Source organism: Streptosporangium sp. G12 (assembly GCF_052983175.1).
In genome coordinates, this window is sequence record NZ_JBRIQO010000009.1 from 145,134 (window position 1) to 165,260 (window position 20,127).

Here is a 20,127-nt window from a genome sequence, read left to right on the forward strand (position 1 = left end):
GCCGCCGGGGCCGGAGAGGTCAGTGCCGCGTGACGTCGGCTCCCGGGGCGAAGTGGGAGAGGACCTCGGGGTTGGCCATGGCGTCGAGGTTGGCGGCCTTCTCCGGAGCGACCCCGAGGAGGATCTTGCGGACGGGGACCTCCAGCTTCTTGCCGCTGAGGGTGCGGGGGATGCCGGGGACCTCGATGATCTCGTTCGGCACGTGGCGCGGGGAGAGACCTTCCCGCAGCTCCCGGCGCAGGCGCGCGACGAGGTCGTCGTCCAGGGTCGCCCCCTCGGCCATGGTGACGTACAGCAGCAGGCGACCCTCCTGCCCGAGCTGGCCGGTGTCGATCACCAGGCTGTCGGTGATCTCCTCGAAGCGCTCCACCACGCGGTAGAACTCGCTGGTGCCCATCCGGACACCGCCCCGGTTCAGGGTCGAGTCGGAGCGGCCGTAGATCACGCAGCCGCCGTCGGGAAGGATCTTGATCCAGTCGCCGTGCCGCCAGACGCCGGGATACTCGGAGAAGTAGCTGTCCCGGTAGCGGGAGCCGTCGGGGTCGTTCCAGAACATCACCGGCATCGACGGCATCGGCAGGGTCAGCACCAGCTCGCCCACCTCGCCGACCACCGGCGCGCCCGACGGGTCGAAGGACTCGACCCTCGCGCCCAGGCAGCGGCACGGGATCACCCCCGCCCGGACCGGGAGCAGCGGTACGGCGCCCACGAAACCGGTGCACACGTCGGTGCCGCCGGAGAACGAGCCGAGCTGGACCTCCGGCAGCGCCTCGTGCACCCAGGCGAACCCCTCGGGCGGCAGCGGCGAGCCGGTGGACCCGAGCCCCCGCAGCCGGTCGAGGCCGGACGGCTCGAGGCCGGCCTTCATGGACGCGATCACGTACGAAGCCCCCGTGCCGAAGTAGGTGACCCCCTCCTCGGCGGCCAGCCGCCAGAGCGCGCCGGTCTCCGGGTAGGTCGCCGCCCCGTCGTGGAGCACCACCGTCGAGCCGACCAGCAGGCCGCCGACGAGGTAGTTCCACATCATCCAGCCGGTGGTGGTGTACCAGAAGAAGACGTCGTCCTCGCCCAGGTCCTGGTGGAAGGAGAGCGCCTTGAGGTGCTCCAGCACCACGCCGCCGTGACCGTGCACGATCGGCTTGGGCAGCCCGGTGGTGCCCGAGGAGTAGACGATCCAGAGCGGGTGCCCGAACGGTACCGGTTCGAAGGCGAGCGGTCCCGCGACGGCGCGCACCTCCGCCCAGCTCACCGTACGGACTCCGTCCCCGGTCACGGCCGCGTCCCGAGGCTCCGGGGCGTCCGCCGCGCCGGGCGCGGCCTGGGCCGGGATGCGGACCCGCGCCACCAGGGTCGGCAGCTTGGCGGCGATGTCCTGGACGACCTCGCTGCGGTCGAAGCGCCTGCCGTTGTAGCCGTAGCCGTCGACCGCGACGAGCACCTTCGGCTCGATCTGGGTGAAACGGTCGATCACGCTGGGCGCGCCGAAGTCGGGCGAGCAGGAGGACCAGATGGCCCCCAGGGACGCGGTCGCCAGGAAGGCGATCAGCGCCTCGGGGACGTTCGGCACGTAGGCCGCGACCCGGTCACCCCGCCCGACGCCCAGCGCGGCCAGCCCGGTGCGGACCCGCGCCACCTCCTCGGCCAGCTCTCCCAGGGTGAGCGTCCCGCGCCCGCCCGTCTCGTCGCGGGAGACCACCGCGATCCGCCCGGGGTCGGCGGCGGCCCGGCGCAGCGCGTTGGCCGCGTAGTTCAGCATCGACCCGGCGAACCACTCGGTGCCGGGCATCTCCCCCGACATGACGGGCCCGTCACCGCGCTCTCCCACCACCTCGAAGTAGTCCCAGATCGACGTCCAGAACTCCTCCGGGGCGTCGACCGACCACTGCCACAGGGACTCGTAGTCACCGGCCCGGCCCAGCCACTCCGCGTAACGGGTGACCTTGGCGTTCCTCACGATCTCCGGGGACGGCTCCCAGAGCGGCGCACCTTCCTCAACCATGGCCCCATCCTCTCGGCGCCCCACCCGAATGTCATCCCCCGTGGCCACACACCCTCCGGCCGCCCCGTGTGGGACGGCCACGTACGCGCTCCTCGCCGGGAACCGGCGGCGGTCGGCCACGGACATGAAAACCTGCCGGACATGTGGGACCGGTCAGCGGCGACGAGCCCGGCTCGCCCCGATCCACCTCGCGCGATTCACCTCGTACGGCTCATCTCGTACGGCTCATCCTGTACGGCCGGGGGCCGGGGGTCAGCGGCCTGCCGGGGAACGGCCGGCGCGCCGGGCAGGGGAGGTGAGGCCGGCGACGGCGGCGACGACCTCGGAGGGGTTGGAGAGGTCGGGCAGGACCACGTCGGCTCCCGCCTCGTGCAGCTCGGCCGGGAGGGAGCGTCCCGAGGCGACCCCGATGATCGCGGCTCCGGCGATCCTGGCGGCCTGGACGTCCCTGGCCGAGTCGCCGATCAGCACGGTGTTGTGCCCGTCGAAGACCGCTCCGTACTTCCGCTTGGCGCGGCCCTGCGCGACCTGCAGGAGGGTGGCCTTGGGGTAGACCTCCTCGCCGTAGCCGCCGATCTCGAAGTCGACGTGCTTGTCGAGGCTGAACGCGGTCAGCTTGTGCACCGCGTTGCTCTTGATCGTGCCGGTGAGCACCGACTGGACCACGCCGTCGAGCCTCGCCACGGCCTTCAGCGCGTCGCGGGCACCGGGCATCATCCGGCCGTCCTTGGCCAGGCGTTTGCGCCGCGCCCCGAAGGCCCCGGCCAGCGCGTCGAGGAACCGGGGAAGGTGGTCGTCCCCGGCGACGATCCCGTTGATGGCGAGCATCTCGAAGACGATCTCCGAATCGGGGCGCCCGTTGGCCTGGGTCAGTTTGACCAGCGGCCTTCCGGTGACAGCGCGGAAGGCCTCCGCGTATGCCTCGCGAGTGACGATCGACACGTCGACCAGCGTGAGGTCGATGTTCCAGAGGACGAGGCGATTGATCGGGGGCCTCCCGGAATGGGTGCGGATGCCCAGGGTAAGGCCCTGAGCGCACGGCGACCGCCTTCGATACCGAAAGGATCCGTTTGCCGGTTCTCACGAGGTCGCGTGGCGGGCCGTTCCCGCGAGATCGCGTGACGGGCCGTTCCCGTGGAGTCGCGTGACGGGCCGTGCTCACGGAGTCGTGTGGCGGGCCGTTCCCGCGAGGTCGCGTGACGGGCCGTCAGGCGTGGTCGAGCGCGTTCTCCAGGGTGTCGACGACGGGGACTCCGCAGGCCAGCAGATCGGCCCGGCTGGTCATGCCACCGGTGTAGAGGACCGCGCGCGCCCCGACGTGCTGGGCGGCGTGCGCGTCGTCCAGGCTGTCGCCGATCACCAGGACGTCGGCCGGGTCGACGCCGAGCGCGGCGAGGTGGGCCACCATCGACTCGGCCTTGTGCCCGCCGGAGGCGCTGCGCAGGCCGTCGATCCGGGTGAAGTGGTGGTCGATGCCGAATTCCGCGATCTTGGGAACCAGCCGCTCGTGCGCCCACATGGACAGCAGCGACTGCCTGCCTCCCGCGCGCTCCCAGCTCTGCAGGGTGGAGAGGGCGTCGGCGGCCAGCCCGCACTCCAGCATCAGCCGGTGGTAGCTCTCGTGGAAACCGAGGTCGAGTCTCTCCCACTCGCCGTCCTCGAGGGCACGGCCGAGCATGCGCTCGTAGGCGGCCCAGATCGGGCGCGTGTAGACCGCGCGGAAGCGGTCGGCGTCATAGGAACCCAGCCCGTACGGCTCGAACACCGCGTTCGTCGCACCAACGACGGCGTCGATGTCGTGAAACAGCGTGCCGTTCCAATCCCAAACAATGTGTCTCATATTGCCGTCCAGAATAGCGAAGATCCCCGCCGGAACGGCGCCGCGACAGGGGAATCGGCCCGCGCGGGGCCCTCACGGCACACGGATCCCGCCCCAGGCCCAGGGGGTACGGGCGCCGGACTCGGGACGCGGCGCGGAGGTCAGCCGACCAGGTCGGGAATCTCCTGGGTGGCGTACCACAGAAGCTCGTTGGCCTCGGCGCCGTCCACGGTGAAGCGGGCGTCGTCGTCGCCGCCGTCGGCCGCGGGCAGCGCGGCGAGAGCGGCCTCGACGTCCTTCACCGCCGACGGGTCGTCCACGTGGACCGCGGCGATCAGCCCCAGCGGGACCGCCGCGGCGAGCCGCACCCGGGCGCGCTCCTCCAGGTCGGCGCTCGCGCTCACGTCACCCTCCGGTACGTCGACGGCGACGACCACCCGCCGCGCGGCGACCTCCACCCCGTCGGCGCGGTCCGCGGCCAGCATCCGCAGGGAGTCCCTGGCGGCCTCGGTCAGGGCGACGTACTCCAGTTCCTCGGTGTCACCCGAGACGTACCACTCGATCAACGCGGGGGTCACCGCGTAGCCGGTCAGCGGGGCCGGGCCGAGCTCCCCCACGGTGGCCACGCGGGCCAGCGCCGGGAGCGTACACGGCAGGTAGACGCGCATCCATGCCTCGATCTGTCTCTCCGACATCGGCGCCGCTCCGGCGCCGATTCACGCATCGAGTGTGCCAGTACCCGCGACCCCCGGTGGTACCGCCCGCGCGGAGCGACACGATCCGGGGGTCCGGCCGCGCTCCCCACCGGGCGGCACCCGGCGGGGAGCGGAGAGACGAGCGGCATCCTGTGGATGGAGCGGGGAAGCGGGGAGACGGGCGGACGGGCCGGGGGTCAGCGAAGCGTGACCTGGAACAGGGTCTCCAGTTCGGTGATGGTCAGCTCGGGGTCGCGGTGGTGCACGCCGACGATGCCGAGCCGCCGGGCGGCCTCGATGTTTGCCTCGATGTCGTCGACGAACACGCACTCCTCCCCGGCCAGGCCGAGCCTGCCGAGCGCGTGCTCGAAGATCCTCGGCTCGGGCTTGCGCATGCCGATCTCTCCCGAGATGACGACCTCGTCGAAGAAGTCCTCCCAGCCGTCGCGGGGATACTCGTTCGCCCAGGAGTTGGAGAGCAGGCAGGTGCGCAGCCCCGCGGCACGTGCCTCACGGAGCATCTCGTACATCGGCTCGACCCGGTGGAAGCGGGAGAACATCCTGGCCAGCAGCCCCTCGGCGACCGGCGGCACGCCGTCCGTCGTGATCAGCCTGGCCGCCAGGTCGCGTTCGAAGTCCAGGGCGGATATCTCTCCGCGCTCCAGGGCGTGGATCGTGTTCTCGCCGTTCTCCGAGTTCTCGTACGCGTGCACGATGAGCTCGCGCATCACCTTCCGGTAGTGGGCCTCGTCGAGACTCTCGGCGACGATCCACTCGGCGGTCGCCTCGGCAAGATCGACGGTGAGCACGCCACCCCAGTCGATCAGCACGCCCTTCAGCATCTGTCCTCCTTGATGGAACGGGTTCCAGGTTAGGTGCGGACCGATGGACGACCGAAGAAGGGGTGGTGCCAAACTGGCCGCCATGGACTTCGCGCTCAGCGACACGGCGCAGGAATACCTCGCCAATCTGACCGATTTCATGGCTACCCACATCTATCCGGCGGAGCCGGTCTACCACGCGTGGCGCCGGACCAGAGGGCACGACGACCACGAGCTGCCACCGGTGGTGGAGGAGCTCAAGTCCGAGGCACGCTCACGCGGCCTTTGGAACCTGTTCCTGCCCGCCGAGTCGGGCATGTCGGTGCTCGACTACGCCAGCCTGGCCGAGGTCACCGGCCGCTCCATCGACCTCGCCCCCGAGGCACTGAACTGCGCGGCCCCCGACACCGGGAACATGGAGGTCCTGCACATGTTCGGCTCGCCCGAGCAGCGGGACCGGTGGCTCAAGCCCCTGCTCTCCGGCGAGATCCGTTCGGCGTTCGCGATGACCGAGCCCGCGGTGGCCTCCAGCGACGCCACCAACATCGCCACCTCCATCGGGCGCGACGGCTCCGAGTACGTCGTCAACGGCCGCAAGTGGTTCATCACCGGGGTGGCCGACCCGCGCTGCGAGATCATGATCGTGATGGGCAAGACCGACCCCGAAGGACCCCCGCACCGCCAGCAGTCGATGATCCTGGTCCCGATGGACACCCCGGGCGTCGAGGTCGTGCGCCACCTGCCGCTCTTCGGCTACCAGGAGCAGCACGGCCATTCGGAAATCGTCTTCACCGACGTCCGGGTGCCCGCGGCGAACCTCATCGCGGAGGAGGGGGACGGCTTCCGCATCGCCCAGGCCCGGCTCGGCCCCGGCCGCATCCACCATTGCATGCGCGCCATCGGGATGGCCGAGCGCGCCCTGGAGTTGATGTGCGCCCGCGCCGCCAACCGGGTGGCCTTCGGCCAGACGCTGGCGCAGCAGGGTGTGGTGCAGCAGCAGATCGCCGAATCGCGGCTCGCCATCGAGCAGGCCAGGCTGCTCACCCTGAAGGCCGCCTGGATGATCGACACGGTCGGCGCGAAGGCGGCCGCCTCGGAGATATCCGCCATCAAGGTGGTCGCCCCGAGGATGGCGTGCGACGTCATCGACCGCGCCATCCAGGTTCACGGCGGCATGGGACTGTCCGACGACGTCCCGCTCGCGACGATGTACGCGCAGGCCCGCGCGATGCGCATATTCGACGGCCCGGACGAGGTCCACATCCGCGCCGTGGCCCGCCGCGAGCTCAAGCCGTACCTCTCCTAAAACATCCCCAAACGGACAGCGAGCGGTCCGGGCTGCCGGAGATTCATCCCCTAACATCCGATTCAACGGCCGTTACGCGTTTCGCGGCCACGATACGAGGAAGATTACGAGAATGGCACTCGGGCCATATAACCGCACGTAGAAGGCATGATCGACCTCCTGCGGGCTCCATTTGCACCTTCCCTCGGTTCCCATGAGGAGGGATCATGGCAGTAGCTCAGACGAGCCGGTCACGCGCCCGTACGGCGCAGAGACCGACCACACCCGCAACGTCCACCACGCATGCCCAGGCAAGCAGGCAACAGGACGGCAACTCACTAACGCTCAAACTTCCGATGCTGACCGTGCAGCTGCGGCCGCCGCATGTTCACATGCCGCACGTCAGCAGGCAGGAGGCGGGACAGGCCGTTGACGCGGCCAAGTCGTTCCTTCCTCCGGCCGAGCGCATCGCCTACTACGGAGGGCTCGGCGCGCTCGCGGTGGCGGGGTTGCTCGAATGGCCGGTAGCGGCGGCCATCGGGGTCGGGACGTTGATCGCGCAGCGTGCGCGCGGGAAGAACGGGTCGTCGAGCCCGGTCTCCAGACCCGCGAGCTCCGCTTCCGGGTCTTCGACGGCCACCTCCGCGTCTCGGAAGACGGGTTCGACGTCCAGGTCCCGGGCGGGAGGCACCACCTCCCGGACCACACCCGCGTCCCGTACGGCGGCGTCCGCGTCACGCACCGCCTCCAAGGCCGCGAGCACCGTGTCCCGGGCCGCGGGCACCGCCGCGTCACGCACCGCGGGTGCCGCGACCCGCGCGGCCGACACCGCGTCACGCACCGTGGGCGCCGCGACCCGCGCGGCGGGCACCGCCGCCTCCCGGGCGACCGGCGCCACACCACGCACCAAGAGCTCCACGTCCCGGACGACCGGCACGACGTCCCGGGCGAAGAGCCCCACCTCACGGACCCGGAGCACCACCTCCCGCACGGGAGGCACCACCTCACGGGCCACGAGACCCGCATCACGCACCGCAGGTGCCGCATCACGCACCGCGGGTGCCGCCACCCGCGCGGCGGGCACCGCCGCCTCCCGGGCGACCGGCGCCACACCACGCACCAAGAGCTCCACGTCCCGGACGACCGGCACGACGTCCCGGGCGAAGAGCCCCACCTCACGGACCCGGAGCACCACCTCCCGCACGGGAGGCACCACCTCACGGACCACGAAGCCCGCGTCCCGGACCACGAAGCCCGCGTCCCGGACCGCGAGGCCCGCGTCCCGGGCCACGACGTCCGCGTCACGATCTTCGGCGTCCACGTCCCGCACCGCGGGCTCCGCCTCCCGGACGAGGAATTCGGCTCGCGGGAGATCGTCCAAGTAATCGCAGCGACGGGGCCGATCAGGCCGCGCGTAACCACGGCCTGATCGGCCCCGTCATCTTGCCTGCCGGAGATCTGAATGTTCGTGCCCCGTCTGCTGTCCGTGCCCGCGGAAACCCTCTGGAACGTCGTGCCCGGTGCGATCAAGGTCGTGCCCGCCGCGGTCATGAACGCCCTGCCGCATTCGCGCGGCAAACGGGTCTGTCCCGGAGGGCTCCATGTCGATCTGCGCGTGATCGGCTCGCCCGGCAGCGAGCCGAAGGCCCGGCGGCTGGAGAACGCCCTGCTGAAGCTCGAGGGGATCGAGCGGGCGGAGGTCAACGGGATACTCGGCTCCGTCTTCGTGGGATGTGACCCCGGGGCGATCGATCTGGAGAAGCTGCTGGCGATCGTCGACGCGCTCGACGGCGAGGGCCCGGGGGACGACGATGACGACGATCTGACCGACGGCTACGACGACCTGGACGAGGACGTAGAGGACGCGGACGCCGAAGACGAGGACGAGGACGCCGAGTTCGGCGAGGCCTCGTCTCCGGAGCCGGGGTCCCTCATCTCCATGCTGGTGCAGCACCACACCGCCAGGCTGGTGGAACGGCAGACCCGTGCCGGCATCCGGCTCGGCGCGAGCCTGGTCGGGGCGGGCATGGCCTTCGCCGGGCACGCGGTGCGCGCACCGTCGGTCCCGGCGATCTTTCCCGCCCTGCTGGGCCTGGCCGAGTCCACCCCGAGAGTCCGCCACGAGATGGAACGCCACCTCGGCGGCCCGGCCACCGTCACCCTGTTCACGACGGCGAACATCATCACCCACACGCTGGCGCTGCGCCGGGTGGGGATGCTCGTCCAGTCGGCCACCGCCGCCGGCCGCTACATCGAGGCGCGCGACACGCGGCGGGCCTGGGAGGCCCGCCAGCACGAACTGGCGTCGCGGAAGGGCTCCTACCGCCACATCCGCGCGGCCGGGAAACCACGTCCCGCGCCCATGGCCCACAGCCCCGTGGACCGGTTGGAGCGCGTCGCGAGTCCGGTGGCGGCCGGCGCGTCCGGGCTGACGTACCTTCTCAGCGACGGCCACGCGCGTGCCGTGGCCATGCTCACCGCGACGACGCCCAGGGCCGCGAAACTGGGCCGCGAGTTCTTCGCCGCCGCGATCGGGCGGGCCATGGCGAGACGCGGCGCGATCGTTCTCGACGATCGCGCCCTGCGCCACATGGACGGCGTCGACACGGTCGTCCTCGACGCCGACGTGCTCGGCACCGGTTCGTGGGAGATCGACCGCATCGTTCCCCTCGGCGACGCGGACTCCGCGAACGGCGAGGGCCTCGACGGGCTGCGCGCGCGGATCCTCACCCTGATCGACGTCGACGACCCCGGCGCGCGCCGGGAACGCGACACGTGGAAGGCCGAGCCCCTCGCGGGCCCGGCCGGGCTCATCACGGAGGACGCCGAGGATTGGGAGGCCCGGGGGATACGGGCCGTCCGCGTGACGAGGAAGGGCGTTCCGGCCGCCCTGGTCGGCCTGGCGCCGCGCGTCGACCCGCTGGCCGACGCGATCGTCGCCGCGGCCAGGGGCGCGTGCGCCGTGGCGCTCGCGGGGGGCGACGCGGAACTCGGCCTGCGGCTCGGCATCGACGAGATCGTGCCGGGCGGTTCCCGGCTGGCCCGGTCGATCCGCACGCTCCAGGCTGACGGCCACGGGGTCGCCGTGGTGTCGGCGCGCCGGATGGCCGCGCTGGCCCAGGCCGACCTGGGCATAGGCGTGCTGCGCGGCTCGGGCCGGGTGCCCTGGGACGCGGACGTGATCGCCGAGCTCGAGGAGGTCCACCTGCTCCTGAGCTGCCTGGGACCGGCGAGGAAGACGAGCGAGCGCTGCGTGTGGCTCACCGCCGCGGGAACCGCCGCCGGAGGCGTGTTGACGACCCTCGGCCCGGCGGAGGGGTCACAGCACAAGGCGCAGCTCGCGAGCAGCTGCACGTCGTTGGCCACCCTCGTCACGGGCGGGTGGGCGGGCTGGCAGGCCGGGCGAGAGGCCCCGCCGACCCGGGTCGACCGGACCCCCTGGCACGCGATGCCCGCCAAGGAGGTCCTGGCCCTGCTGGGCTCGTCGGCCGGCGGGATCAGCGAGGCCGAGGCCGCGCGGCGCAGGTCCGCCACGGGATCGGGAGAGCCGTCGGGCCCCGATTCGCTGCTCCGCGTGTCCGTCGAGGAACTGGCCAACCCGCTGACCCCCGTCCTGGCGGCCGGGGCGGGCCTGTCGGCCCTGGTCGGCTCGGTGTCGGACTCGGTGATGATAGGCACGGTCGTCCTCGCCAACGCGCTCATCGGAGGGGGCCAGCGATACAGCGCCGACCGGGCGCTGCACCGCCTGACCGAGGCGGTGGCGGTTCCCGTGCGGCTGCGCCGCCCCCGGGAGAAGGCGGGCGCGAAGGAGAAGGCGGGCGCGGCTCACTCTCCCGGGCGTGGCTCTCAGGAGAAGGCGGGCTCCCGCCCTCACGAGCAGGCGAACGCGACCGTCGAGGACCTCGTACCCGGCGATGTGGTCGAGCTGCGCGCGGGCGACACCGTGCCGGCCGACTGCCGCGTGCTCAAGGCCGTGGGCCTGGAGATCGACGAGGCCGCCCTCACCGGCGAGTCGCAGCTCGTCACCAAGTCACCGGAGCCCGTCAACGCGCCCGCCATCGCCGACCGGACCTCGATGGTCTACGAGGGGACGACGGTGGCGGCCGGCAGCGGGCTGGCCGTGGTGGTCGCGGCGGGCGAGGCGACCGAGACGGCCAGGACCGCCAGGCTCACCGCGGAGCGGCCTCCGGTCACGGGCGTGCGGCTGCGGTTGCGGGAGCTGAGCCGGCGGGTCCTCCCGGTCGCGGTCGGGTCCGGCGTCGTCCTGCTCGCCGCCGACCTGCTGCGCGGCAGTTCGGTGCCGCAGGCGCTCGCGCCGGCGGTGAGCCTCGCCGTCGCCGCCGTACCCGAGGGGCTGCCGTTCGTCGCCTCGGTCGCGGAGCTCGCCTCCGCGCGGCGGCTGTCGACCCGCAACACCCTGGTGCCCAACCCCTCCACGATCGAGGCACTCGGCCGGGTCAACGTCCTGTGCTTCGACAAGACGGGAACCCTCACCGAGGGGCGCATCAGCCTGCGGTGCGTCTCGGACGTGCAGGACGAGCGCACCGTGGAGGACCTGACGCCCGAACTGCGGCACATCGTGACCGCCGGGATGCGCGCGTGCCCCCGGCACGACGAGGGGCGCCCCGTCCCGCATCCCACCGACCGCGCCGTGCTGAAGGGGGCCGAGCGGCTGGGAGTGACCGAGAAGGGGACCGGAAGCTGGGAACGGGTCGACGAGCTTCCCTTCGAACCGGGACGCGGCTACCACGCCGTGCTCGGCAAGGGCGACTCGGGCCCGTTGCTGAGCGTCAAGGGCGCCCCCGAGATCGTGGTCACCCGTTGCACGTCCATCCTCCGTGACGGCCAGGTGGTCCCTCTCACGAACCACCTCGTGGCGGAGATCGAGAAGGAGCTCGACCAGCTCGCCCGGCAGGGCTACCGGGTGCTCGCGGTCGCGGAGCGCTCCGCCTCCGACCGCCGCGACCTCGACGAGTCCCGCATCCAGGACCTGTGCTTCCTCGGGTTCCTCGGCCTGGCCGACCCCGTGCGGCCCACGGCCGCGGAGAGCGTCGGCCGCCTCACGCGGGCGGGCGTGCGCATCGTCATGATCACCGGCGACCATCCGAGCACGGCGGAGGCGATCGGCGCCGAGCTGAACGTGCTGAACGGCGGGCGGATCATGACGGGGCCCGAGCTGGACGAGATGGACGACGACAACCTGGTGAAGGCGTTGCCGGACGTGACGGTCTTCGCCAGGACCACCCCTGCGCACAAGGCGCGGATCGTCGACTGCCTGCGCCGGACCGGCAAGGTCGTCGCGGTCACCGGCGACGGCGCCAACGACGCCCCCGCGATCCGGGTCGCGGACGTGGGGATCGCCCTCGGGTCCCGCGCCACCCCTGCGGCGCGGGCGGCGGCCGACATCGTCGTGACCGACGACCGCATCGAGACGATCGTCGACGCGATCATCGAGGGCAGGGCGATGTGGGGCTCGGTCCGCGACGCCCTCAGCATCCTGCTCGGCGGCAACATCGGTGAGATCGTCTTCGCGGTCGGATCCAGCCTGATCAGCGGCGGGAACGTGCTGAACGCCCGGCAGCTGCTGCTGGTCAACCTGCTCACCGACATGCTGCCCGCGATGGCGGTGGCCTCCCGGCCGCCGGCGGCCACCAGCCCGGAGAAGCTGCTGGACGAGGGCCCGGAGGCCTCGCTGGGCGCCTCCCTGACCCGGGACATCTACCTGCGCGCCGCCACCACGGCGAGCGCGGCGGGCCTGGCCTGGGCGATCGGCCGGGTGACCGGTACGCGCGGGCGGGCGGACTCCATGGGGCTGGTCGCGCTCGTGGCGTCGCAGTTGCTGCAGACCCTGGCCCTGGGCAGCCGGGATCGCCTGGTGGTGCTGGCCTCGCTCCTGTCCCTGGCCGTCCTGGGCATGGCCGTCTCGGTTCCGGGGCTCTGCCGGTTCTTCGGCTGTCACTTCCTGGGGCCCGTAGGGTGGACCGTCGCCCTCGGGAGCGCCGCCACCACGACGGTCGCGGGGGTGGCCTTCCAGGCGTCGACGCGGGGAACGTCACCGAATGTTCACCGAACAGCAACCTCATGACTGGTGACTTAGACTGCTTCGGTATGAATTATCAGCTTAAGTCCCTTTTCTCCCTGTGAGGTTGCTATGTCCGGATTCATCTCCACCGTGCTCGCCAAGGCCGCCGTCATGCTGATCGAGGCCCTGCTCACGCGCATCGTCCAGTCGCTCGTCGTCTCGCTGGCCAGGACCGGCAACCTCCAGTTCGCCTGATCCGGCCTCGCGGCAGGGCCCCTGGATCCTCCTTCAGCGGGCCCGTGAGGACTTCAGCGGACCCGCGAGGTGACTTCAGCGGGCCCGTGAGGTGATGAGCCGGGCGACCTTGAGGTGCTCGGCCGAGCGCAGCACCCGCTCGGCTTCGGCCGGGTCGGCGACCGGCGCCCTGTCCAGCAGGCCGCGGGCGGCCTTCAGCGTCAGCAGGCGCCGGACGGACTGGTCGAGTCGCGCCTTGGAGATCTTCCCGGACGCCACGGCGGCCAGCAGCGCCCGGTGGGCCTCGCGGTAGTCCGGCGGCATGAGCAGCAGGTCCACCCCTGCCTGGATCGCCCGTACCGCGACCTCCCCGTCCCCGTACTTCTTGCGCACCCCCGCCATGTCCAGCGCGTCGGTCGAGACGACCCCGTCGAAGCCGAGTTTCTCCCGGAGCAGCCCGGTCAGGATCGGCTTGGAGAGAGTGGCCGGGTCACCTGAGGGGTCGAGCTTCGGCATCACCACGTGCGCGCTCATGATCGCGTCGACGTCCTTGCCGATGGCGGCGGCGAACGGCGGGGCGTCCAGCCTGTTCCACTGGGAGCGGGAGTGCCTGATCACCGGCAGGCCGGTGTGGCTGTCGACGCCGGTGTCGCCGTGGCCGGGAAAGTGCTTGGCCGTGGCCCCGATCCCCGCGTCGTGGAAACCCTGGACGGCGGCGGCGACCATCGGCGCGACCTTCTTCGGGTCCGAGCCGTACGCGCGCGGGCCGATCACCGGGTTGCGCGGGTTGAGGTTGACGTCGGCGACGGGCGCGAAGTCGAGGTTGACGCCCAGGGCGCGCAGTTCGGTGCCCGTCACCTCGGCGGCCCGGCGGGCCAGCGAGAGGTCGCGGGTCGAGCCGATGACCGACGCCCCGGGGAGGGGGGTGACCAGCGGGGCGAGGCGGGAGACCTTGCCGTTCTCCTGGTCGGTGCCGATCAGCAGCGGGATCTCGGGGGACGCCTTCTGCAGGCCGTTGGTGAGCGCCACGACCTGCCGGACGCTCTTGACGTTGCCCGCCCAGGGAAAGAGGATCACCCCGCCGGGGCGGTATCGGGCGATCATCTTCGCCGGGGTGTCCACGCCGAACCGCGCCTGGTTCTCCCCCGACGCCGTGTCGGCCGACGGGCCGTACAGCACGGGCATGAACAGCTGGCCGACCTTCTCCTCCACGCTCATCGAGGCGAGCACGCCCTCCACCCCCGCCACCTCCGCCGTCGCGGAGGCCGCGGCGGGAACGGACGACTCGGAGGATCCGGAGGACCCCGGGGTGACGGCCGTGGTGGCGCCGGGTGCCGCCGCGTCGGCGCTCGCGGAGGTCTCGCCCGCCCGCGTCGCACCGGACGCGGGCGGAGCGGTCCTGCCCGCCTCCGCGCATCCGGCCACCATCGTCGCGATCACCGCGATACCCGTCACACGTCTCCACCCAGCCATGCCGCTTACGCTATCCGGGCCCGCGCCCCGGCGCCCGCCCATCCACCCGGTCACCATCGGCCACACGCCTCCCACCAACCGGTGCTTTCCGGCCCGTACGTCACTCATGAAGGAAGTCCGCCCACGTCACAGGGCCAGGCCGGCCAGGCCGGGCAGGTGCGAGCGCGCCTCGGCACGCGCCTCCTCCGGGGAGGCGGCGGCCCGCGCGGCCGCGGCGGCGAGATGGCACTGCTGCCGCGTGTGGCGCGACAGCGCGGCCCGCACGGCGGGCAGCGCCGGGGCGGACATCGACAGCGAGGTGACCCCGAGCCCGACGAGCACGCAGGCCAGGGCAGGGTCGGCCGCGGCCTCACCGCAGGCCCCGCACTGCCTGCCGCGCTCGGCGGCGCCCGCCGCGGCCAGGGCGACCAGGTCGAGCAGGGCGGGTTGCCAGGCGTCCTGGAGCCCGGTCAGCGCGCCCAGCTGCCGGTCGGCGGCGAGGGCGTACTGGGCCAGGTCGTTGGTGCCGATGGAGAGGAAGCCCGCCCGTACGGCCAGGTCGGAGGCGCGCAGGGCCGCCGACGGTATCTCGATCATCACTCCCGACGACGGCAGCCCGGCCGCGTCGCAGGCGTCGGCGAACCAGGCGGCCTCCTCGGCGGTGGCCACCATCGGCGCCATCACCTGGAGCCTCGCCGACGAGCGCGCGGCCGCCGCGGCCAGGGCGGCGAGCTGGGTGCCCATGATCTCCGGATGCGTCCTGAACAGCCGCACCCCCCGCTCCCCCAGCGCGGGATTGGGCTCGTACGCTCCCGGCGGCAGGAAGGCGAGGGGCTTGTCGGCTCCCGCGTCGAGGGTCCGCACGATCACCCTTCCGCCGGGGAAGGCGTCCAGCACCTCCAGGTAGGCGGCCTCCTGCTCCGCCGCGGAGGGCGCCTCCGCCCGGTCGAGGAAGAGGAACTCGGTCCGGTAGAGCCCGATCCCCTCGGCCCCGTGCTCCAGCGCGGCGGCCACGTCGCGAGGCCCGCCGATGTTGGCGAGCAGCGGCACGGCGTACCCGTCGGCGGTCGTCCCCGGCCCCGTGGCGGAGGCCAGCACGGCCTCCCGCGCGGCGGCGGCGTTGCGCGCCCCGAGGACCTCGTCGCCGGAGGGCGCGGGCCGCACGAGACCGGAGGCCCCGTCGACCAGCACCGGCGTCCCCGGCGCGATCGAGGTCGCCCCCGGGCAGGCCACCACGGCCGGCACCCCCATGGCACGGGCGAGGATCGCGGTGTGGCTGGTCGGGCCGCCCTGCTCGGTGACGAAGGCCGCCACCACCTCCGGAGACAGCAGCGCCGTGTCGGCGGGCGCCAGGTCGCGGGCGACGAGGACGTACGGCTGCCCGGTGTCCGTGGGAACGCCGGGCACGGGCCGGCCCTCGATCACCGCGACGGCGCGGTCCCTGACGTCGTCCAGGTCGGCGACGCGCTCGCCGAGGTATCCCCCTGCGGCGGCGAGCAGGTCGCGGTAGTGGCCGAACGCCTCGTAGACCGCGCGGGCCGCGGCGGTGCCCGCCTCGACCAGCGTGGCCACCCCGTCCGCCAGGCCGGGGTCGCGGGCCATCATGGCCTGCGCCTCCAGGATCTCCCTGGCCTGGCCACCGGCGAGGGCCCCCCGCGCCTCCAGGTCGGCGGCGACCCGCTCCAGCGCCCGCCCGGCCACGGCCAGCTCCGCGGCCGCGTCCCCGGCGCCCCCGCCGTGCCGGGAGTCCGGGGCCGGGACGGTCGCCTCGTACGCGAGCACGTAGGCGGGACCGACCCCGACCCCGGGGCTCACCCCCACCCCGGTGAGGGTGCTCACGGCGCCGACGCGATGCCGGCCAGCTGGTCGAGAAGCTCGTCGGCTCCCTCGCCCTCCGCTCTGATCATCACCGTGTCGCCCTCCCTGACGTCGAGCGCGAGGACCGCCAGGATGCTCTTGGCGTTCACCGGCTCGCCGGACCCCTTGGCGACGGTGACGTCCAGAGACGACTTCGCCGCCGTCTGGACGAACGTCGCGGCGGGCCTGGCGTGCAGGCCGACCTCCGCCTTGACGGTGACTTGGCGCTCGGCCACGTGTTCCTCCCAGAAGTTCGCCCGCGGTCTAGACCGCGAGATCATTGATGTTCGACGGGGGCCAGTCGACCCCCGTCAGGTCCGCGACCACGAGATCGGCCTCGGCCAGCTCAGTGCCCGGGTGCGTGGTCGCTATGCCCACGCACGCCATACCGGCCGCCTTGGCCGCCGCGATCCCGGCGATCGAGTCCTCGAACGCCACACAGTGTGCCGGATCGACCGACAGGCGTGCGGCGGCGAGGAGGAACCCCTCGGGGTCGGGCTTGCCCACGGCCACGTCGTGGGCGGACACGATCGTCTCCAGCAGGTCGCGGATGCCGACCTGCGTCAGCCGCTCCTCCGCCCAGTCACGGCCGGCGGAGGTGACGACCGCGATCGGCGAACCGTGCGCCGAGACCCTGCGGACCAGCTCGGCGGCGCCGGGCACCGGCACGATGTCCGGCAGGCCGGGATGGTCCTGGAAGGAGAAGACCTCCTCGATCAGGTCGTCGATCCGCTTGCCGGGGAAGAGGTGGGCGCTCTCCGTCAGGACGTCGCGCCCGCGCCGCCCCATGAACCCGCGCAGCACGACCTCGTCGTGGACCACTCCGTGGCTGTCGAGCAGCATCGACCACATGGCCATGCTCCGTCGTTCGCTGTTGATCAGCGTCCCGTCGAGATCGAAGAGCGCCGCCCTCACCGGCGGTCTCGCCGTCGTCCCCATCCTCGTCACCACTCCCGGCTCCGTTTTCGTCCGCACGGACGCCGCCCGCGTCCGCGTTCCACGTTCCTCGCCCTTTCCCCGTCCCGCGAGTCCTCAGGCGGGATCGCTCCACTCGAAAAGCTCGTCACCGGCGCCGACGGGCCCCGTGGCGAGGCCGGTGACGGAGTTCGCGGCGGCGTCCAGCGCCACGACCGGGCAGATCGGGTAGCGTCCGCCCGCCTCGATCCCGGCCGGGTCCCACGCCACCACCGGCTGCCCGGCGCTCACCCGGTCGCCCTCGGCGGCGAGCGGCTCGAAGCCCTCCCCCCTGAGCTCGACCGTGTCGATGCCCAGGTGGACGAGGACCCCCCGGCCGTCGTCGCCGACGACCACGAACGCGTGCGGGTGCAGCTTGACGATGGTGCCCGCGATGGGGGAGAGCACCCGGCCGGGCGCCCTGTCCGGCTCGATCGCCATGCCGGGCCCGACCAGCCCCTCGGAGAAGACCGGGTCGGGCACCGAGCCGAGCCTCACGGCCACCCCCGCGACCGGTGCCAGAACTGTGGTCACCGCACCCCCCTCGGCATGCCGCCGCCCGCGAGGACGGCCCGTCCGCGCCCCCGGCCGCCCACGAGTGTCGTCCGGGGCACGCCCCGCCCGCGAGAGCGCCTTGTCAGCCCCTGCCGGCTCCCGCCGGCCCTGCTCAGCCGATGCCGGCTCCGCTCAGCCCATGATGTCCTCGATGTCGCTGGCGATCGTGTCGGCCTCGGGACCCACCACCACCTGGACGACGTTGCCCGCCGCCATCACACCGTGCGCGCCGGCCGCCCGCAGGGCCGCCTGGTCGACCTTGGAGGCGTCGCGCACCTCGGTGCGGAGCCGGGTGATGCACGGTTCGATCTCGATGATGTTGTCCGCACCACCGAGTCCAGCGATGATCGCGTCGGCGTCGGCCGCCATGTCGCCCTCCAGATGTGATCACCCTGTTCCCAAGGCTATGACCAGGCTAAAGGACATATCGCGATCAGTCGGTCTGGGTCACCTTGTTGAGACCGCGGGGGGCGTCGGGGTCGATCCCCAGCCTGCGCGCGAGCGCCTCGGTGAGCAGCTGACCGGGGACGATGAGGCCCAGCGGGGCGACCCACTCGGGAAGGTCGGGGCCGTTCAGCGCGGCGGTGGAGACCGAGGAGAGCGCGGTACCGCCGCCGACCGTGTAGGCCGAGGCGCCCGCACCGGTCACCCGCTCGGCGAGCGCCACGGTGCCGGCCAGGGTCGGGCCCTCCCCCGCCGCGACCAGGATGGCCGGGGTGTCCTCGTCCACCACGGCGATCGGGCCGTGCAGCAGGTCGGCGTACGACAGGCCCATGGCGTGCAGGTAGCACGCCTCCTTGAGCTTGAGCGCCAGCTCCAGCGCGGTGGAGAAGGCGAGCCCCCTGCCGGAGACCACGACGCCCGGCTTGTCGGCCAGGCCCTCGACGATCGCCTCCAGGTCACCCGGGTCGCCGACCAGCTTCTCGACCGCGTCCGGCACCCGCTGCAGGTCGGCGGCGTCGACGTCCGCGCCGAGACCGAGGGCGAGCACGGCGAGCGCGGCGAGCTGGGTGGTGTAGGTCTTGGTGGCCGGGACGGCCTTCTCCTCGCCCGCCACCGTGCACAGGGCGAGGTCGGCGGCCTGGGCCAGGGGGCTCTGCTCGCCGCCGTTGGTGATGGCCACGGTCCTGGCGCCGCAGTCCTTCGCCCAGGCGAGGGTCTCGACGATCTCCTCGGTCCTGCCCGACTGGGAGAGGGCGACGGCCAGCACGCCGTCGAGGTCCAGCCTGCGCCGGTAGGTCGTGGCGATCGAGGGAGCGGCGAGAGTGGAGAGCCTGCCCGTGTGGGCCTCGGCCAGATAGCGACCGTAGACTGCGGCGTTGTCGGAGGTGCCGCGGGCGATGAACAGCAGCTGGCGGGTCTGCCCCGCGAGCCGCTCCACCTCCCCGATCCGGGGAAGGAGGGCGTCGAGTGTGGCTCGCAGCGCGGCGGGCTGCTCGGCGATCTCGCTGCGCATCTTGGTCGTCATCTCGCGCTCATCCTTCGCTTCGGACGGACGAGACCGGGCCGTTATCGATCCGTCTCCGGTCCGTACGTTGACACCCTTTTCCGGCCTGTGGTCTAGTCCGGACTAGACCAGTACGAACCCTAACTCATGCGACATCTCAGATCGAGGGGGGAGGATCCTGTGGCCCAGATCGATCCGGACAGCCCGGTGCCCAAATACTTCCAGCTCCGGGAGATCCTGCTCGATCTGATCGAGAACAACGAGCTGGCGATCGGCACGGCGATCCCGTCCGAACGCGAGCTCTGCCAGCGTTTCGGGCTGTCGCGCATGACCGTACGGCAGGCCGTGGACCACCTGGTCTCCGAGGGCAGGCTCCAGCGGGTGGCGGGCAAGGGCACCTTCGTGGCCCGCCCCAAGATCGAGATGTCCCTGCGGCTCACCTCCTTCAGCGACGAGATGCGCGCCAGGGGCATGGAGCCCGGCTCCCGCGACCTGGACCGGCGGGTGGTCAGGGCCAGCGCGCACCTGGCCAGGGAACTCGGCATCCAGCCGGGCGACGAGGTTCACTTCATCGAGCGGCTGCGGACCGCGGCCGACGAGCCCATGTGCATCGAGCGGGCCCACATCCCCGTCTCCCTCGCGCCCGACCTCGACACCCACGACCTGACGGGCCGCTCCCTCTACGCCCTCCTGGAGACCCGCTACGGCCTGGTGCTCGACGCCGGTGAGCTCACCATCGACGGCGGCATCGCCGATCCCGGGGACGCCGACCTGCTGAAGTTACCGCGCGGCGGGGCCGTGCTGCTGCTCCAGCGGCGCTCCTTCGCGGGAGGCGTCTGCGCCGAACTCGGGGTGTCCACCTATCGCGCCGACCGCTACCAGCTCCGTACGATCCTGGAGATACCTGCCCGCCGCGCCTGATCCCGATGCCCGCCCGACCACGGCCCACCCGCCACACCCGCTCCGACCGCCTCCGGAGCACGTCCC

At 72.4% G+C, this 20,127-nt stretch carries 17 protein-coding genes; 4 read left to right on the forward strand and 13 right to left on the reverse strand.

Annotated features, from left to right (window positions below; genetic code table 11):
• Positions 1-19 precede the first annotated feature (19 nt).
• From ACVCAG_RS15770 to ACVCAG_RS15790, 5 genes are all read right to left on the reverse strand, one after another.
• On the reverse strand, positions 20-1,999 hold the full coding sequence (locus ACVCAG_RS15770; RefSeq protein WP_440084091.1) for an acetoacetate--CoA ligase: 1,980 nt from the start codon (positions 1,997-1,999) through the stop codon (positions 20-22).
• A gap of 252 nt (positions 2,000-2,251) precedes the next feature.
• Positions 2,252-2,986 carry a haloacid dehalogenase-like hydrolase gene (locus ACVCAG_RS15775; protein ID WP_440084209.1) on the reverse strand — a complete coding sequence of 245 codons (735 nt, stop codon included), beginning with the start codon at positions 2,984-2,986 and terminating at the stop codon, positions 2,252-2,254.
• Positions 2,987-3,206: 220 nt separating this feature from the next.
• Entirely contained in the window at positions 3,207-3,839 is a 633-nt protein-coding gene (locus ACVCAG_RS15780; protein ID WP_440084092.1) for an HAD hydrolase-like protein, read from the reverse strand.
• A 140-nt stretch (positions 3,840-3,979) separates the two neighbouring features.
• A complete protein-coding gene (locus tag ACVCAG_RS15785; RefSeq protein WP_362837783.1) occupies positions 3,980-4,486 on the reverse strand; it encodes a DUF6912 family protein in 507 nt (168 codons plus the stop codon).
• Between the two features lie 224 nt (positions 4,487-4,710).
• Positions 4,711-5,355 carry an HAD-IA family hydrolase gene (locus ACVCAG_RS15790; protein ID WP_440084093.1) on the reverse strand — a complete coding sequence of 215 codons (645 nt, stop codon included), beginning with the start codon at positions 5,353-5,355 and terminating at the stop codon, positions 4,711-4,713.
• An 82-nt stretch (positions 5,356-5,437) separates the two neighbouring features.
• Here ACVCAG_RS15790 and ACVCAG_RS15795 point away from each other — a divergent pair, with 82 nt between their 5' ends.
• Positions 5,438-6,640 (forward strand): acyl-CoA dehydrogenase family protein, encoded by a 1,203-nt coding sequence (locus ACVCAG_RS15795; RefSeq protein ID WP_440084210.1) that lies wholly within the window; start codon positions 5,438-5,440, stop codon positions 6,638-6,640.
• A gap of 454 nt (positions 6,641-7,094) precedes the next feature.
• Here ACVCAG_RS15795 and ACVCAG_RS15800 read toward each other — a convergent pair whose 3' ends face one another.
• Positions 7,095-7,949: a hypothetical protein gene (locus tag ACVCAG_RS15800; RefSeq protein WP_447189967.1), complete on the reverse strand. Its 855-nt coding sequence runs from the start codon at positions 7,947-7,949 to the stop codon at positions 7,095-7,097.
• 132 nt (positions 7,950-8,081) lie between these two features.
• On the opposite strand from ACVCAG_RS15800, the gene ACVCAG_RS15805 reads away from it, so the two are divergent.
• Entirely contained in the window at positions 8,082-12,704 is a 4,623-nt protein-coding gene (locus tag ACVCAG_RS15805; RefSeq protein ID WP_447189968.1) for an HAD-IC family P-type ATPase, read from the forward strand.
• Between the two features lie 66 nt (positions 12,705-12,770).
• Complete coding sequence (locus ACVCAG_RS15810) at positions 12,771-12,896, forward strand: hypothetical protein (RefSeq protein WP_440067410.1); 126 nt, start codon at positions 12,771-12,773, stop codon at positions 12,894-12,896.
• A 75-nt stretch (positions 12,897-12,971) separates the two neighbouring features.
• Here ACVCAG_RS15810 and ACVCAG_RS15815 read toward each other — a convergent pair whose 3' ends face one another.
• The 7 genes from ACVCAG_RS15815 to ACVCAG_RS15845 form a co-directional block, all read right to left on the reverse strand.
• Positions 12,972-14,330: a glycoside hydrolase family 3 N-terminal domain-containing protein gene (locus ACVCAG_RS15815; RefSeq protein ID WP_440084096.1), complete on the reverse strand. Its 1,359-nt coding sequence runs from the start codon at positions 14,328-14,330 to the stop codon at positions 12,972-12,974.
• A 144-nt stretch (positions 14,331-14,474) separates the two neighbouring features.
• The gene (ptsP, locus tag ACVCAG_RS15820) at positions 14,475-16,166 is read right to left on the reverse strand and encodes a phosphoenolpyruvate--protein phosphotransferase (protein WP_447189969.1); all 1,692 of its coding nucleotides are present in this window, start codon (positions 16,164-16,166) and stop codon (positions 14,475-14,477) included.
• Entirely contained in the window at positions 16,163-16,420 is a 258-nt protein-coding gene (locus ACVCAG_RS15825) for an HPr family phosphocarrier protein (RefSeq protein ID WP_362837571.1), read from the reverse strand. The genes ptsP and ACVCAG_RS15825 overlap by 4 nt, the downstream gene beginning before the upstream one ends.
• Before the next feature lie 28 nt (positions 16,421-16,448).
• Positions 16,449-17,135, reverse strand: coding sequence for an HAD-IA family hydrolase (locus tag ACVCAG_RS15830; RefSeq protein WP_440084098.1), 687 nt, complete (start codon positions 17,133-17,135; stop codon positions 16,449-16,451).
• 81 nt (positions 17,136-17,216) lie between these two features.
• Entirely contained in the window at positions 17,217-17,672 is a 456-nt protein-coding gene (locus ACVCAG_RS15835) for a glucose PTS transporter subunit IIA (protein ID WP_440084099.1), read from the reverse strand.
• A 153-nt stretch (positions 17,673-17,825) separates the two neighbouring features.
• On the reverse strand, positions 17,826-18,062 hold the full coding sequence (locus ACVCAG_RS15840) for a PTS glucose/sucrose transporter subunit IIB (RefSeq protein ID WP_329090552.1): 237 nt from the start codon (positions 18,060-18,062) through the stop codon (positions 17,826-17,828).
• 64 nt (positions 18,063-18,126) lie between these two features.
• Positions 18,127-19,161 (reverse strand): SIS domain-containing protein, encoded by a 1,035-nt coding sequence (locus ACVCAG_RS15845; RefSeq protein WP_440084101.1) that lies wholly within the window; start codon positions 19,159-19,161, stop codon positions 18,127-18,129.
• 159 nt (positions 19,162-19,320) lie between these two features.
• Here ACVCAG_RS15845 and ACVCAG_RS15850 point away from each other — a divergent pair, with 159 nt between their 5' ends.
• The gene (locus tag ACVCAG_RS15850) at positions 19,321-20,061 is read left to right on the forward strand and encodes a GntR family transcriptional regulator (RefSeq protein ID WP_362837563.1); all 741 of its coding nucleotides are present in this window, start codon (positions 19,321-19,323) and stop codon (positions 20,059-20,061) included.
• The last annotated feature ends 66 nt before the right edge of the window (positions 20,062-20,127 follow it).

What these genes read in the sequence shown, in the direction of transcription:
- ACVCAG_RS15785 (WP_362837783.1), bottom strand. Translation starts at nt 4,486, where the DNA reads ATGCGCGTCTACCTGCCGTGTACGCTCCCGGCGCTGGCCCGCGTGGCC.
- ACVCAG_RS15810 (WP_440067410.1), top strand. Translation starts at nt 12,771, where the DNA reads ATGTCCGGATTCATCTCCACCGTGCTCGCCAAGGCCGCCGTCATGCTG.
- ACVCAG_RS15840 (WP_329090552.1), bottom strand. Translation starts at nt 18,062, where the DNA reads ATGGCGGCCGACGCCGACGCGATCATCGCTGGACTCGGTGGTGCGGAC.
- ACVCAG_RS15845 (WP_440084101.1), bottom strand. Translation starts at nt 19,161, where the DNA reads ATGACGACCAAGATGCGCAGCGAGATCGCCGAGCAGCCCGCCGCGCTG.
- ACVCAG_RS15795 (WP_440084210.1), top strand. Translation starts at nt 5,438, where the DNA reads ATGGACTTCGCGCTCAGCGACACGGCGCAGGAATACCTCGCCAATCTG.
- ACVCAG_RS15790 (WP_440084093.1), bottom strand. Translation starts at nt 5,355, where the DNA reads ATGCTGAAGGGCGTGCTGATCGACTGGGGTGGCGTGCTCACCGTCGAT.
- ACVCAG_RS15770 (WP_440084091.1), bottom strand. Translation starts at nt 1,999, where the DNA reads ATGGTTGAGGAAGGTGCGCCGCTCTGGGAGCCGTCCCCGGAGATCGTG.
- ACVCAG_RS15805 (WP_447189968.1), top strand. Translation starts at nt 8,082, where the DNA reads ATGTTCGTGCCCCGTCTGCTGTCCGTGCCCGCGGAAACCCTCTGGAAC.
- ACVCAG_RS15780 (WP_440084092.1), bottom strand. Translation starts at nt 3,839, where the DNA reads ATGAGACACATTGTTTGGGATTGGAACGGCACGCTGTTTCACGACATC.